Genomic DNA, 14,698 nt, shown 5'->3' on the forward strand with positions numbered 1-14,698 from the left:
TATTCTGACTAGAGTAAGCTCAGTAAATATCCCAAAAGTGAACCTCCTACAACCACCAAGGCGCTGTTTAATTTTTTGTAACTAAACAAAATGAGCATACTTAGCACTGCAATCAAAAGTGTTTTCCAATCTAGGACGCTTTGTGTTCCCATTGAAAAGCAAACCGACACAATAATAGCAACCGAAGCTACATTTACAGCATTCAGAAAAGCACCAAAAAGTACTGAGTTTCGCATTTTGCTGACCAGCGGATTGAGCAATGCTACACATACAAACGAAGGCAAAAAAATACCGATAGTAGCAACAATCGCACCTGTCCAATCGTTAATTTGATAACCAATAAACGTTACCGATGAAAAAACGGGTCCGGGCGTAAATTGCCCAATAGCAATAGCATCAATTAATTGTTGGCGGGTTAAAAGTCCCGTGGCAACTAACTCCGTGTCTAAAAAAGCAAATAAAACATAGCCGCTACCGTACAGTATAGCGCCTATTTTTAAAAAAATCCAAAACAACTTTGCATTACTGCTAGCCAAAAGTGTTCCTGTGGTTGTGGGTAACGCAGCTAAAGGTAGCATACCATTACTTTTAAAGGCATAATTGGAGTTCCAATACTTCAAAAAAAGACCCACAAAACCAGCCCCAAATAGCAAATAAATTTCATAATAATGCAGCAATGAACCCAGTAAAACTAGCAAGCCAATGAGGGCTAAGGTCACCGTTTTCAATGATTTTTTGGCCAACGGAAAAACTGCTGCAATAATTATGGCAATAATAGCGGGTTTAATTCCGTACAAAAAAGGTTGCACAGCCGGAGTTTGTCCGTATTCTTTGTAGCTCCAAGCCAAAAAAGCAGTAATCAAAACCGCTGGCGAGATAAAGCAAAGTCCGGCGACCAATAATCCTTTCCAGCCGCCTTTTTCATACCCAATGTGTATGGCCATTTCGGTGCTATTTGGGCCGGGAATCAAGTTGGTAGCGCCAATTAAATCTAAAAAATGTTGCTCGCTGAACCATTTTCTTTTAGCAACCACCTCGTCCTGCATCATCGCAATATGTGCTGCAGGACCGCCAAAACCAATGATGCCCAATTTCAAAAAAAGGCTTGCAATTTCTTTTAAGGGAACACTACTTTTTGCAGTCATGCGGTTCAGTTTCAATTGTAAAAGGTAAAGGTACTATTTGCAGTCCGTTTTCAAAAAAGGAATTTCTCGAGAATAGAATTATTTGGGCGTGCCCCTCCGTAAAAACTTCGGGTCGTGCTGTACGCTCCCGCTTTTTTTTAGCCTGCCCGAAAAAGGGCAGGCTAAAAAAGAGCTCCGCTGCCATCACTCACGCGGATAAAGTGCTACAAAAGACATGAGTTGTAAAAACATAGTTCAGCCTTTTAATAACAATCAGTGAGTACTTGTGCGTTTTCTTTATAAAAAGCAATGCCCTTGTTTGATTGCTGTAAACAAATCGTATCGAGTACTTTTTCAACGTCTTTTTGCATCGCGAGCGACCCACAAATCAAAACAGTACCGCCACCTTGCAAAAGTTTTCTAAAAAACAAAGCGTCACGCTGAATCAAATCCATTACATATTCTTGCTTGTCTTCACGAGATAGTGCCAGATGAAAACTGCTCAATTGTTGTTTTGTCAGCATGTCGTTGGCAAATTGTTGGTAACCCATCACCGTTGCGGTTTGCTGACGGAAACCACAATACAAGTGCGTTGCTATTTTATTTTGATTTTGTGCAATCATACCTAGAAATGGTGCAATACCCGTTCCGTTAGATATCATTGCTACTTGAGTTGCTTTTGCAGGTAAGTGAAACGATTTGTTTGGAATGATCCGCCCTTTAAAAATGCTGCCTTTCTCTAAATCATACAAGAAGTTCGACCCCAAACCTGAGGGATGTAGTTTGACAACCAATTGCATTTTCCCGTTTACTTTCCCGATAGAGTAGAGGCGCTCTTGATTATCATTGGCCGGATACACAGCAAGTAAATCGCCTGAGGTAAATTTAGAAAAAGTACCGGTTTGTAATGTCAACAGAAAAGTATGTTCGGTTTCTGAAATCAACGTTTTGTCGAGTACCTTTATTTTTTCAAGACCTTTTGGGACTTCATTATAAAGCGATGGAGTAGTGGCTATGTTTACGCCAGTTTGGGCGTTCCATAAGTTAATCCATGCAACAAATTCGGTTGCCGATTTGTCGTTGACTGTTTGCATTTCCAATATACGATTCGCCCATTTTTGCTGTGCTAAAGCTTTATCAACATCATTGGCAAAGGAACAAAAATCAGGATACGCTAGCGATCCAAATCCTACTACCGAAAACTGAATGGATTGTTGTTGGGCTGTTTTTTGTAAGCGTGCTAAAAAGCTAGTGGCATTTGCAGGTGCATCGCCCAAACCATGGGTTGAGGTAAAAATAATTAAGTGTTTTGCTTTTGGGTAGCTTGTGTATGAATTCAATTCGCCCAAAAATACTTTTTTGCCTTGTGCTATTAATTGTTTTTGAATAGCATTTGCAAATGCAAGCGTACTTCCGTTTTCTGATCCTACCAGTAAAATAAATTCACTTTCGGCAGCTTTAAACATGTTTTTGATTCGGCTTGCTCTGCGTTTGAGCGTCATAGCAAAACCAGAGTAAATGAAAAATAAAATATTGATGCTAGCTAGCGCCAAAACTATTGCCCACAAAATGCTCGTGCGGCCCGTGTGTAAATCTAAATTCCATTCGGTTGCAATGTTTTGCAACGGAAAAAGAGTTTCGCTCATGATGGCACCCGTTTTTTGGTTCACTTCAATTTCACGGTCTTGTAGCGTGATGATATAAAAATCTTCGGGATCGTCAGAGAACGGGAATTCAATTTTTTTAACCTCGCTTAAAAGAGTTGTCGAAAAGAAATTAGTAGTCGCTGCCGGAGGAGAAACGGTTTGATTGGTGGGTTCACTAGCCTTTTTTTCTAGGAAAAAATTAAATTTTTCTAAAGTCAAATACGTTCCAGAAACGGATAGTAAAATTATCGGAAGCAATGACAAGCGACCTAAATACACATGGTAGTATTGCGCAAAATTCTCCTTTATGATTTTGGAGTACAACGCTTTGATTCCTTTTTGGCGGTTGAGTAATAAGGCAAAACCTGAAATAGCAATCAAAAGCAATAAAAACGAAACAAAACCTACAATAAATCGTCCAGTTTCTTTTAGAAAAAGTGAGCGGTGCAAGGCGGTTGTCCATTGTATGAATTCACTTTTTTGCTCTGGTGTTCCTAAAATTTTGGCTGTTTTTGCATCAACATACGCATTGACATCATTGCCTTTTTGATCGATACCTTGTAGGCTTACAAATTGATTGTGATCTACTGTGAGTTCAGTGATTTCAGGATAGGTTTTTCGTAAAATAGGCAAGGTTTGATCAAGGCTAATGGCATCAAAATTGGCAATCTTGTAGGGTGGTGTTTTTTCTTGAATGGCATCAACGGCAAGGATTACTCCCGTAACCGATGCCAATACTAAGAACGCAGCAGAAAAAATGGCTAAAGTTAAGTGTGCGTAACGCCAGAAAGAAAGTGTCATGTTGAAAAGGTATTTTTCAGGACTCCAAAAGTCGGTTCGAGAAAAGGAGCGGGCTATTAAAAAGTTACTGCTTGACCAACGCAGATTTGTGTTTCAGGTGGTTTTGCGTGAGGGGTTGCAGTGGAGCTCTTTTTTATAAAGGCTTTTTTTGCCTTTATAAAAAAAGCGGGAACGGAAGACCCGACCCGACTTTTTTAGAGAGGGTCACGCCCCAAAAAAAACGTTGTTTTGTTTTTTAAATTTTGTTCAAACGCACGTAGCGAATGTAGTTTTTGCCTTCGGTTTTTGCAGCAATTCCCTCGGTTGTTAAAGGAATTTCAAGATCGGCAGTGTGGTATTTTTGATCTTCTACCGATGTTTCAAAGCGCAGTTTAAAACCTTTGTTGATTTTAGCATCTTCGATTTCGATGGTGGTAATGCTACGATCGCCGCCCGTTACCGATGCGCCCGTTTTAGCACTGATGTTCTCCGGTTTTTTCGAATAAAATTTATGCCATTCTTTGATGGTTTTGTACCATTTTTTATCGTCGCCCATTACGTATAAGGTTTTTACATATTCGCCTTTGGCATTGACCAACGACACTACGATATACGCGCCTTCGCCCATATAGTTAGACATTTGCAACATGCATTTGTATTTACTTGTTTGGGCTGTAGCCGAGGCAGATACTAGGAATAAAAAGGCTATGGAAAGGCTGATTTTTAAGATTGATTTCATGTTTTGCTGCTATTTTTTATTTTAAAAAGTCTAAAGAAATTTTGTTTTGAATTAATGACTCGTTTTCTTGCGCTAGTGCATACGGACTTTCGTCAAAGTCGGTTAAAATGTCTTTTTTTGCACCGATAGAAATGAGGTATTTCAAGATCGTATCGTCTTTTGCAATTAAGGCTGCTTTGTGTAATGCAGTTAAGCCGTATTTGTTTTTAGTATTAGGATCGATGTTTAAAGCTACTAATTTTTGCAACAGAGTAAGGTCGTTTTTAACTACGGCAAAATGCAATAAAGTGTTTCCATCTTTTTGAGGAGTAGCTAAATTTAAACCTTTGTCTTGTAAAAGTTTAATTTTCACTTCAAAAGGATCAGCAGTAGTGGCGCCACGAGGTGCAGGTCGGTAGGATTGTACAAGATAGAATCCCAAGTTGTTATTGTCCTTATCAAGTACATTTACGTCAGCACCTTTGTTTAGTAAAGCGGTAATTGCCTCGGGAGTTCCTGATTTTACTGCCATTGTTAGCGCCGATTCGCCTTTGGTATTCTTAGCATTATTATTTTTGGTCACTCCTAAAAATAAGTCTAAAGCAGTATTGTCTCGAGCAGTTGCGGCAATCATTAAAGGTGTAGTGCCGTCAATAGTTGCTGCATTAGCATCAACTCCTTGCGAAAGAAAGTAGTTGATGATTGTAGTTTGATTGGGTTTATTGGCCAAATAATGCAACACATTTTCGCCTGATTTACTGGTAGCTGTGGCTTTTATTTTTAAAGTTTCGACTAAATATTTAAAAGTTTCCAATGAAGTAGTTTCACGGCGTGTACCTTGTGCGGCAAACAATAAAGCGTTGTTGCTGTATTTTACGCCTTTGTCTAAAAGCGATTGTAAAAGAGCGGTATTGCCTGATTTGGCAGCATAGTCAAATGCGGTGTTTCCTGCAGTATCAGTGTCTTTTAGTGATAATCCTTTTGAGGTGAAATAAGTAGCAAGACTTAAGTTTTTATCGGCTGCAATCGACATGAGTAGCAGCGTCACTCCATCTTTGTATTTTTTCTTTGGGTCGGCACCGGCTTTAAAAAAAGCTTCATAAAGTGCTGGATTATTTTGTCCACCGATGGCTGCGAATGTTAAAGGAGTTTCACCCTTACTGTCTTCAAGATTTATGTCTGATCCTTTTTTGATGAGGTATTCAACTAACGCTACATTTCCTTTGTTGGCAGCCCAATGCAGATAAATACGGCTGTCGTGCGTAATTTTAGTTACTTCATTTCCGGGTTGGTCTATCAAGAACTGAATAGTAGCTAAAGGTGCATCATTATTGATGGCCATTACGGTTGCATCAAATGCGTTTGAAGTAGATGCCGCTGGATTATTTCCTTTTGCAATTTCAGCTTGTACAGTAGCCACATCTGGAGCGGTTTTCCAGAAGGCTTGCTCTAAAAGACTGTTTTTTTGTTGTGCATTCATCCATGCGGTGGTGCAAAGGGTAAGTGCTAGTATGAGATTTTTTTTCATAAGATTTATGATGCTTAAGTATGTTCTGTTGTATTGATTATTTAGATTAAATAAAAATAATACAAATGTAAAAATTAAATTAATATCTTCGGCAATAATTGTGGCAATTATCACAAAAAATTAAGATTTGTTAGCTAAATAATTCAAGCTTTCGTTTACCTTATTTATTTGCCTATTTGGATGTTAAAAACAAGAAAAGGTTTAATCGCATACAGTCTGACTTGCAATGCCTTTCTTTGTGTTTTTTTAAATTAATCTTTGGCAAACATTTATCATCAATAAGAAAGTTGCTTTAAAAGTTGCAATGAAATAGAGGTTTTATTAAAAGTAAGTACACTAAATTGTTTGATTTTTGACATAAAAAAAACTCACTACAAATGAGTGAGTAATATTATAAGTAGCTAAAGCTTCTATTTAATTTTTTTTAATCCAAATTGTTCGGAGCTCGGTTTTCCTTGCAGTTTCCCAGAAATTTGGGCCACAATACTATCAGCAGTGATTTTGGAGTAGGTTATTTTTTGTGGATAATCGTTTTTTTGGTTTTCAAAAACGAGTTGCTTTTCGGTTTGAGACAGTAAAGGAAATGCTACTGGCTTGTCGTTGTTTTGTCCTTTGATTGTTGCGGTATAGGTCAGTTGTTCTCCTACTTGTTGCAAACGAATCGTTTCAAAATGCACGGTATCTTTTAAATTGATAAAGTAAGAAGTAGCCGAAAATGTACTATCGTTTTCTTGCTTCCAATTTTCTTTTAAACTTCCTTCAGCTGATTTGTTCTCCCAATTGCCTAAAATCCAAGTGGTAGCTTTTATTTTTTCTTTCTCGGTTGTTTCTTGATTTTTACAAGCAACCAAAGCAAGCAGAAGTAGAAACGAGGTTGTTTTCTGAAACATAAGCTTAAAATTAGAAGGTTATTTTAACAAGCTAAATTATAAAAAAAAGGTATTGGTTAGGCTTTTTTACCGTTTGAATTCTAGAAAATTAATCGAGTTTTATATTGATTGGAATTTGACCAAAACAGCTGGGATATTTTGAGATTGAAATTTAATTAAACCTCAAAAACTGAACCTTAATTGTTCTACCAATTCATTTTTCAAAAATTTCTCACTCAAGTCTTTTCTCTCTTAAACCAACTTCAATTAACTTATATGTCTTATATGGTTTGAAATAAATTTATCCTTTTAAATGTTCGATTTCAAAATAGCATACACCAATTCTTTAGTTGGTTTTTGCTCTTGCAATTGCGTACGAACCTGTTCAAAAGTTACTTTAAAGTCACATCCGGATTTGTAATGACTGCAACCGTAAGCTGTTTTTCCTTTTAAAACGGTTCCTTTTTTGCATTTCGGACATGTTAATTCGTCAGGAACGGCTTTCGCTACTGTTTTTTTTGGTTCTAGAACAAGTTGGAAATTTTCGTCAAAGCGAAGTAATCCTTCAACTGTTCCAGTTTCGGTTTTAAAATCCTTCAAGTTCACCGTTGATCCTTTTTGAAGTAATCTTATAAATTGATTTTCGGATATTTTTTTATCACTGAAAATAAATGGCAATTTAAAATTACAACCCGTTTTATAATTGGTACAACCGTAAGCAGCTTTTCCTTTCAGTAAGGTTCCTGTTTTGCATTTTGGACAGGTTTCCGCCAAAATTCCCGCGGCTTTCTTTTTTTCTGTTTTTGCTACTACTTTTGGGCTGGTGGCAACCTGCGAAATATTGGCTCGCCTGCTTTCGCTGCGTACTTCATCAACCAAAGTGGCCACCATCAGTTTCATGTTTTTGATGAACGAGCCCGCTGTAAAAGTTCCTTTTTCAATATCTTTTAATTGCTTTTCCCAAGTTCCGGTTAACTCTGCTGATTTCACCAACTCGTTTTGAATCGTATCAATTAATTGAATTCCGGTCGTAGTGGGTAAAACTTGTTTTTTATTTCGAACGATGTATTGTCTCCTAAAAAGTGTTTCAATAATATTCGCTCGTGTTGACGGTCTACCAATACCATTTTCTTTCATCAATTCGCGCAAGTCTTCGTCGTCAACTTGTTTACCTGCCGTTTCCATGGCGCGCAACAAAGTAGCTTCGGTAAATTGGTTGGGTGCTTTGGTTTCTTTTTCTAAAAAGGAGGGTTGGTGTGGTCCTTTTTCGCCAACAACAAAACTGGGTAAAATATCAGCTTCTTTTTCCTTGGCGTTTGGGTCTTCGAAAACTACACGAAAACCTTTTTTCAGAATTTCTTTGCCAGTAGCTTTAAACAACACTTCTGCAGCTTTGCCTACAACAGTAGTATTGGCAACCAAACAATCATCATAAAAAACAGCAATAAAGCGTTTGGTAATAATGTCATAGACCTGTTGTTGATTGTACTGCAAATTGTTTTGTACTCCAGTCGGAATTATAGCATGGTGATCGGTTACTTTTTTATCATTGAAAACCTTAGGCGATTTTTTAATTTTTTTGTCCAAAAGCCGTTGCGTCAACGTTGCATAATTGGTTAATTTTTGCAAGATCCCTGGTACTTTTGGGTAAATATCGCTCGGCAAAAAAGTAGTGTCAACTCTAGGGTAGGTGACCACTTTTTGTTCGTATAATGTTTGAACAATTTTTAATGTCTCGTCTGCCGAAAAACCAAATTTTGTATTGCAATACACCTGCAAGCCCGTTAAATCAAAGAGTTTTGGGGCGTATTCGTTTCCGTTTTTTTTATCGATCGAGACAATTTCAAACTCGCTTTCTTTTACTTTATTGGCCAAAAATTCACCATCTTCCTTGTTTAAAAAGCGACCTTCTTCGTAGCTAAAAAGTGTATCTCTGTACAAGGTTTGCAATTCCCAATAGGGTTGCGGTTTAAAATTTTCGATTTCCTTGAAACGGTCCACTACCATTGCCAAGGTTGGAGTTTGCACTCGACCAATTGAAAGCACTTGTTTGTATCCGCCGTGTTTTACAGTGTACAAGCGTGTAGCGTTCATACCCAAAAGCCAATCGCCAATGGCTCTTGAAAATCCGGCGTAGTATAGATTATCGTAGTTTGAAGCTGGTTTTAGGTTCTGGAAACCCTCTTTTATGGCTTCGGTAGTTAAGGATGAAATCCACAGGCGTTGCACTTTGCCTTTGTAATTGGCCTCGGTCATCACCCAACGCTGAATCAATTCTCCCTCTTGACCAGCATCGCCGCAATTGATAACCAATTCAGCCTGGTCAAACAATTTTTTGATGATTTTAAATTGCTTCTGAATCCCCGAATTCGCAACTATTTTGGTTTCAAATTTCTTTGGTAGCATGGGCAAGTTGTTCAAATCCCAGCTTTTCCAGTGCGGTTTGTAATCGTTTGGTTCTTTCAGGGTACACAAATGCCCAAAGGTGTACGTAACTGCGTAGCCATTACCTTCAAAATAGCCCTCGTGCTTGGTATTGGCACCCAAAACAGCAGCAATTTCACGGGCGACACTCGGTTTTTCGGCAATGCAAACCTTCATTTTTTACTTTTTTTTGATGGCGCAAATCTAGGAATTTACAAATAGGTCTTGCAATTAAATCAACAGTAATTATGAGCCAGAAGTTTTAGCAAAATAATTAGGAGAAAATCAAGAGAAAGTTACTGCAATTCTTGCAAGTAAATATGAAAAGTAGATCCTTCATTTACTTCAGATTCGGCAGTGATTTTTCCGCCATGATTTTCAACAATTTTACGGGCAATACTCAAGCCAATACCCGTTCCATCATACTCTTTACGGTCATGAAGGCGTTGAAAAATTTCGAAAATTTTGTCCTTGTATTGTTTTTCGAAACCAATTCCATTATCGGTGATGGTAATGTGGTGGTAATTGGTATTTAGCACCATTTTGTCGGGCTGGGTTGCATCGAAAGTGGCTAGTTTACAATCGGGTTTTAATTTTCAGATTCTTGATGAGCGACAAAATCGGGTAAAAATTACTAAATTAAAAAATCTTTACTTACAATGTTTTTGCACAGACAAGAAACCTTTCAAATGATTCGCATCTTACTTGATTTAAGTTAAGCAGTCAATTTAAAGAGTTGCCACAGGCATTAGGTTAGTAGGTTCATATTTTTCTTATGTAAAGTTCTCTAAAAATGTTTCCTTTTTACTTTTTCAATTTCTTTTTAGGATTGAATATTACTGTGTCAATTTTTCTTAGGTATGTAATTATAATAATTAACAGTAAAATTACGCTGGATTATCTCTTTAAAAATAAATGAATTGATAATCTTATTATCCGAACCTAAAAAATAAGATCGCATTAGCAATCCGTTAGGAAAATTTGTACGAGCTTGCCAAATTTCATATTCAGTTGACAAAGCCAAGAGAGGCAAAAAATTGAATTTAGGATCAACTAAATATATTTTTTGACCTACATTTTTATTTTCCTTCAGTTTTTTATTTGTAGCAGATAAGCGGATATTTTTTAAGCGATTACCATCAATTATGGTGTCATCATGATTATTGAAATCATAGTCATTAATTATGTTTTTGTGTTTGTTAGTAAAAGAAGCAGCATTAAAAAGAGATATTAGTAAACTCGGTTTTTCAAATTCTTCTAATTTGAAAACTTGTTCTGCTCTAAGACCATTGTAATCTTGTACTATAAGTTTGTACTTGTTTTTCCGAATTGGAATTTTTACGGCAAAATAGCTATTGTCCTTGGAGTTGATTAAGTAGCTCCTAATATCATTATAGTTTTTAGTCGCGTAATTGTATTGGTACTTAATTTCATAATCAAATTTATAAATTTGTTGTGAATACAAGGTTTGTAATGCTAAAAGACAAAACAAAAAAGATAAATTTTTCATATATTAATTTGCATTTCGATATAAAACTTATTGTTTTAAATAAATCAGAATATCGAATCAGAAATTAGATATAATGAAATATACTGTTTTTCAAATATAATATTTATTTCCGAAAATACTTATAGAATTTTAGTTATTTTAGTTAGATCGAAGCCTAAAATTTAGTTACCATTATCTACACTCTCACTTAACGTAATGTTATTTTCTACTGCAATTCGGGCAAGTAAATATGAAAAGTAGATCCTTTATCTATGGTAGATTCGGCAGTGATTTTTCCGCCATGATTTTCAACGATTTTGCGGGCAATGGTTAAGCCAATGCCTGTTCCTTCGTATTCTTTGCGATCATGAAGGCGTTGAAAAATTTCAAAAATTTTATCCTTGTATTGTTTTTCAAAACCAATTCCGTTATCAGTGATGGTTATCATATGGTAATTAGTATTCAGCATCATTTTCTCAGGCTGAGTAGCATCGAAAGTGATTAGTTTACTATCGATTTTTACAATTGGAGTTCTTGATGAAGGACAAAATTTTAACGAATTACTGATGATATTTTGTAAAAGTTGACGGAATTGAAACGGTATGATCGTTATGTTTTCTGCATTAGCAATTTCAATTACTGCTTTCTTTTCAGCTAAATCTTCTTTGAGCATGGCCATTGCTTCGTCTACAATTTCCTTCAGGTTACAAGACACAAACTTTCGTTGTGTGGTGCTTGTTCTTGAATAGGCAAGTAGGTCATTAATTAAAGTCTGCATGTGTAGGGCCGAAAGTTTGGTTCGCTCTACGTAATATTTGCCCATGGCTGATAAATTGTCATATTCTTCAACAAAAATACGCCCTGAAAAGGATTGAATTTTACGCAGCGGTTCCTGTAAATCGTGGCTGGATATGTAGGTAAACGATTCAATTTCTTTGTTAGCCAGCAGGAGTTCGTTGGCTCTTTTTTCCTTTTCTTGATTTTGAAACTCCAATTCGGTATTGGCAACAGCAAGCTCTTCGGCTCGTTTTTGCTTTTCCTCGTTTTGATAGTGGAGTTCAGTATTGGCAAGCGCTAATTCGTTGGCTCTATTTTGTTTTTCTTGATTTTGATACGCCAATTCTTTATTGGCTATGAGCAATTCTTGCGCTCTATTTTCTTTTTCTTGATTTTGATACGCCAGTTCTTTATTGGCAATTAGTAATTCCTGCGCTATTTTTTCTTTTTCAATATTCTGTAATACAAGTTCTTGATTGGCAATTTGGAGTTGATGGGCTAATTCGGCATTCTCGGCGCTTTGCTTTTTTAGTAGGTCATTTAAAGCCTGTAATTCGCGCTTTTGCTGCTCTGTTTCCAGAATTTGCTGCGCTAAATTATGGTTCACTTTTTTTAATAGTGCTTGCTCGTCATTTGCTTCCATATCCTCTTTTTGCACCATTATGTTTTTTGCTTTAATAAAATTGAAAGGCAAAGATAGACTAACTAATGCTGTTAAACTACTTTTAGGTTTTTTATAAAGTTAAACCTATAAATGTGGTCGTGAATTTTTGTCTTGTAAATTTAATAGTTGGCTGTATTTTTAGATTTAGAAGAAGGCCACGCTATTTGTATATTTAAATAACAGCTTGACAAATGATTTATCTAAAACTACTACAAATTAGGTCGAAGGCGGTAAACTTTGCCTAGCGGAATCTTTAAGCTGTCCTCAATTTTTTGCTTTATTTTTTAAGTAGCAGAAGTTCGGTTTTCATTACACTCCCATTCCCGCCATCCGTTACAATCTTTACTGCCGAAACCCGGCAGCAAAGGATTTTCACTGCTATCGGGGCTAAATAGGCGTTGCACTATTTCAGAAGCCGAGAGGCGGTTTTGATAAAGCACAAAAGCAGCTCAATTACAAGCTGCTTTTGTGTTGTTGAGGACACTTTTCCTCCTAACAAATCAGTAAATAAAAAGGCGAGGTCAGGAGACTTCGCCTAGCGGGGGAAATGGCTGTTACCGGTAGTTTTATTATTATTGTTTAATTAACTTCGGAATTTCGTCTTGTCTATATTCGCCAAATTTTCTAATGAATTCTCCAGTTGGTTTGATAATAATGTAGTTACCGCATGATTTTGCATTTTCGAATAACATTTTTTTTATTTCGTCATTTTTATCTTTTAATACATTTTTTCTACTATAAACATATGATCGTTCTGTTATAAAAAACTGAACAATATTCTTGTTCTTTTTTATGAATTTTAAATATCCGTAATCATTAGTGTAATAATCAATACACGAACCATTTGGTTCTGTTTTTGGCTTGGTGTAAAAATTAACGACTAAAACATTCATTTTGTCAATTTTGATTCCTGAAAGTTGAGATAACTCTTCCAATAGTTTTATTCTGTTATTCTCTTCCAAAACTCCCCTGTCGAAGTCTTGTGAGTAAAAACTAGTGCTAAATGTCAATAATGTATATAATATGATCTTTTTCATGATTTTATGGATTCAAAATTACCGCTAACGTTATCACCTTAGCACGCGCGAGCTAAGGATGTTTTTTTAAGAGTTTGATCTTTTGTATTCAGTTACTACATCACCTCTTGTAATTTTAAGGAAACCATTATTCAATTCAATTTTCCAATTTTTTTCTATTGCTGTATTTCTTTCATATATTTTTAACGACCCGTTCACGTCTTTAAAATCATATATTTCTTGTAAAAATCCTGATTGACAAGGTTGTTTGTAGCTTCCATTTTGATCTGGTTTAGGATAACTCCATATCATATTATTTAAATCATTAAAAAATATTTGATCATTCATCATTCTACAATCAGGCTGATTTGGATCTGATGGAATTTCTGGTGTAATGCTGTTTATTTTCCATAATCCTTTATATGTTTTTGTTTCTAAATCATTTGAATTAGAACAATTTGAAAAGATTAATAGAAATGAAATGCTCAAAAGTAATTTTCTCATTGTTTTTGTTTTCTGTTTTTCTTTGTTCGTTTTATTTTTAGTTTGGATAAAATATCGAGCAACGTTCCCTTGCTACAAGAGGTTTGGGGTTAAATTAAGCCCATTATTCGGATTTGCCAAATCTTCCAAATACGAAACCAGTTTTGAATTAATCCTAATAACTAAATTGCTTGTAGCGTGTTTTGTGTGCTGTTTTTATTTTGAAATTGAATTTGATTTGAATGAATTGATTATTGGTTCCATTCGACCTACAAGTTTATCTTTGTAGCCTAAGTTTGTCCATGACATTATTTGATATAGATTTTTCTCGTCTTCCAGAATTGCGTATCTGTAATAAACTCCTTTTCCATTTTCTAAATCCTTACCGCTCATTGAGAAAAAAATAGCATTACAAGAGTTAATTTTGGTAACACCATAATCGGAGGTTTTGAAATCTGCTGTAATTTCATTGAAATGATTAGTTATCACTTTGTAATACCCAAACAAGCTCGGAGAAACTTTATGAACGCCCATTTTTATTCCATTTTGAAAACCTTCTTTTGTTTCTTCTAGCACGATAAAATGCAAATCTTCTTTGGATTTTCGAAACTGAACTTTAGCTAATTCATTCATTTCATTAGTTCTTTCAAAATCTGAAGGAGCTTCTATTGAATAATTTTCTGTAAAAATTCTTTCATTTTTATTTTCTCTTTTATCACACGAAAAAGTACAAATTAAAAATGTCAAAAAGATAATTTTTTTTAAGTGCATTTAGTATATATCTTTTTTGTTATTATTTGTCAAATTAGCAATTCTGTTCCTCGAAAATAGCACACAACTTCCCGCTATTAGGCGATAGTCGGGCTAAATAAAGCAATTATTTTCGTATTGTGAGTCATTTTCCTAAAACAAAACCATTTTCCCATTAAGCCTAATTCCCGACTATTGCTTACTAGCTGTTAGCTGGAGCCTCTTTTTGTTTTTCGTATTTTGAAAAGTAGAATCACAAAAAATGTCTGTCCAACAAAAAATATTAATAGTATCGTATAAAGTATCTGGTCAATCAAAGCAATCATTTGTAAAATGTTTGTTGAATTTTTTGCTGTGATTTGTCTAGTTGGAAAATTAAAGCGAGCCCAAATAACAATTGGAATTGACAATATAAAATGAATTAGAAACA

General features: G+C 35.6%; 12 protein-coding genes. All 12 read right to left on the reverse strand.

Features of this window, described 5'->3' with window-relative positions; all coding sequences use genetic code 11:
• Window positions 1-8: 8 nt before the first annotated feature.
• Window positions 9-1,145 (reverse strand): chromate efflux transporter, encoded by a 1,137-nt coding sequence (gene chrA / locus L1S34_RS09715; RefSeq protein WP_236363859.1) that lies wholly within the window; start codon window positions 1,143-1,145, stop codon window positions 9-11.
• A 242-nt stretch (window positions 1,146-1,387) separates the two neighbouring features.
• A complete protein-coding gene (locus L1S34_RS09720; protein ID WP_236363860.1) occupies window positions 1,388-3,571 on the reverse strand; it encodes a PepSY domain-containing protein in 2,184 nt (727 codons plus the stop codon).
• A gap of 235 nt (window positions 3,572-3,806) precedes the next feature.
• Window positions 3,807-4,289, reverse strand: a complete 483-nt coding sequence (locus L1S34_RS09725; RefSeq protein WP_210788713.1) for a DUF2271 domain-containing protein — start codon at window positions 4,287-4,289, stop codon at window positions 3,807-3,809.
• A 16-nt stretch (window positions 4,290-4,305) separates the two neighbouring features.
• Entirely contained in the window at window positions 4,306-5,796 is a 1,491-nt protein-coding gene (locus L1S34_RS09730; RefSeq protein WP_236363861.1) for an ankyrin repeat domain-containing protein, read from the reverse strand.
• A 410-nt stretch (window positions 5,797-6,206) separates the two neighbouring features.
• On the reverse strand, window positions 6,207-6,686 hold the full coding sequence (locus L1S34_RS09735) for a DUF6265 family protein (protein WP_236363862.1): 480 nt from the start codon (window positions 6,684-6,686) through the stop codon (window positions 6,207-6,209).
• A gap of 288 nt (window positions 6,687-6,974) precedes the next feature.
• Window positions 6,975-9,266, reverse strand: a complete 2,292-nt coding sequence (locus L1S34_RS09740) for a type IA DNA topoisomerase (RefSeq protein WP_236363863.1) — start codon at window positions 9,264-9,266, stop codon at window positions 6,975-6,977.
• A gap of 119 nt (window positions 9,267-9,385) precedes the next feature.
• Window positions 9,386-9,631 carry a sensor histidine kinase gene (locus tag L1S34_RS09745; protein ID WP_305070434.1) on the reverse strand — a complete coding sequence of 82 codons (246 nt, stop codon included), beginning with the start codon at window positions 9,629-9,631 and terminating at the stop codon, window positions 9,386-9,388.
• Window positions 9,632-9,933: 302 nt separating this feature from the next.
• Window positions 9,934-10,599 carry a hypothetical protein gene (locus tag L1S34_RS09750; protein ID WP_236363864.1) on the reverse strand — a complete coding sequence of 222 codons (666 nt, stop codon included), beginning with the start codon at window positions 10,597-10,599 and terminating at the stop codon, window positions 9,934-9,936.
• Window positions 10,600-10,804: 205 nt separating this feature from the next.
• The gene (locus L1S34_RS09755; RefSeq protein WP_236363865.1) at window positions 10,805-12,016 is read right to left on the reverse strand and encodes a sensor histidine kinase; all 1,212 of its coding nucleotides are present in this window, start codon (window positions 12,014-12,016) and stop codon (window positions 10,805-10,807) included.
• A 575-nt stretch (window positions 12,017-12,591) separates the two neighbouring features.
• Window positions 12,592-13,056: a hypothetical protein gene (locus L1S34_RS09760; protein WP_236363866.1), complete on the reverse strand. Its 465-nt coding sequence runs from the start codon at window positions 13,054-13,056 to the stop codon at window positions 12,592-12,594.
• Window positions 13,057-13,122: 66 nt separating this feature from the next.
• On the reverse strand, window positions 13,123-13,539 hold the full coding sequence (locus L1S34_RS09765) for a hypothetical protein (protein ID WP_236363867.1): 417 nt from the start codon (window positions 13,537-13,539) through the stop codon (window positions 13,123-13,125).
• A gap of 195 nt (window positions 13,540-13,734) precedes the next feature.
• Entirely contained in the window at window positions 13,735-14,289 is a 555-nt protein-coding gene (locus L1S34_RS09770; RefSeq protein WP_236363868.1) for a hypothetical protein, read from the reverse strand.
• Window positions 14,290-14,698: the final 409 nt, after the last annotated feature.

Source organism: Flavobacterium sp. K77 (assembly GCF_021608205.1).
GTDB classification, from domain to species: domain Bacteria; phylum Bacteroidota; class Bacteroidia; order Flavobacteriales; family Flavobacteriaceae; genus Flavobacterium; species Flavobacterium turcicum.

Excerpts from the sequence above, each read along its gene's own strand:
- L1S34_RS09720 (WP_236363860.1), bottom strand. The coding sequence starts at position 3,571 with ATGACACTTTCTTTCTGGCGTTACGCACACTTAACTTTAGCCATTTTT.
- L1S34_RS09765 (WP_236363867.1), bottom strand. The coding sequence starts at position 13,539 with ATGAGAAAATTACTTTTGAGCATTTCATTTCTATTAATCTTTTCAAAT.
- L1S34_RS09725 (WP_210788713.1), bottom strand. The coding sequence starts at position 4,289 with ATGAAATCAATCTTAAAAATCAGCCTTTCCATAGCCTTTTTATTCCTA.
- L1S34_RS09740 (WP_236363863.1), bottom strand. The coding sequence starts at position 9,266 with ATGAAGGTTTGCATTGCCGAAAAACCGAGTGTCGCCCGTGAAATTGCT.
- L1S34_RS09745 (WP_305070434.1), bottom strand. The coding sequence starts at position 9,631 with ATGGTGCTAAATACCAATTACCACCACATTACCATCACCGATAATGGA.
- L1S34_RS09735 (WP_236363862.1), bottom strand. The coding sequence starts at position 6,686 with ATGTTTCAGAAAACAACCTCGTTTCTACTTCTGCTTGCTTTGGTTGCT.
- L1S34_RS09770 (WP_236363868.1), bottom strand. The coding sequence starts at position 14,289 with ATGCACTTAAAAAAAATTATCTTTTTGACATTTTTAATTTGTACTTTT.
- chrA (WP_236363859.1), bottom strand. The coding sequence starts at position 1,145 with ATGACTGCAAAAAGTAGTGTTCCCTTAAAAGAAATTGCAAGCCTTTTT.
- L1S34_RS09755 (WP_236363865.1), bottom strand. The coding sequence starts at position 12,016 with ATGGTGCAAAAAGAGGATATGGAAGCAAATGACGAGCAAGCACTATTA.
- L1S34_RS09760 (WP_236363866.1), bottom strand. The coding sequence starts at position 13,056 with ATGAAAAAGATCATATTATATACATTATTGACATTTAGCACTAGTTTT.
- L1S34_RS09750 (WP_236363864.1), bottom strand. The coding sequence starts at position 10,599 with ATGAAAAATTTATCTTTTTTGTTTTGTCTTTTAGCATTACAAACCTTG.
- L1S34_RS09730 (WP_236363861.1), bottom strand. The coding sequence starts at position 5,796 with ATGAAAAAAAATCTCATACTAGCACTTACCCTTTGCACCACCGCATGG.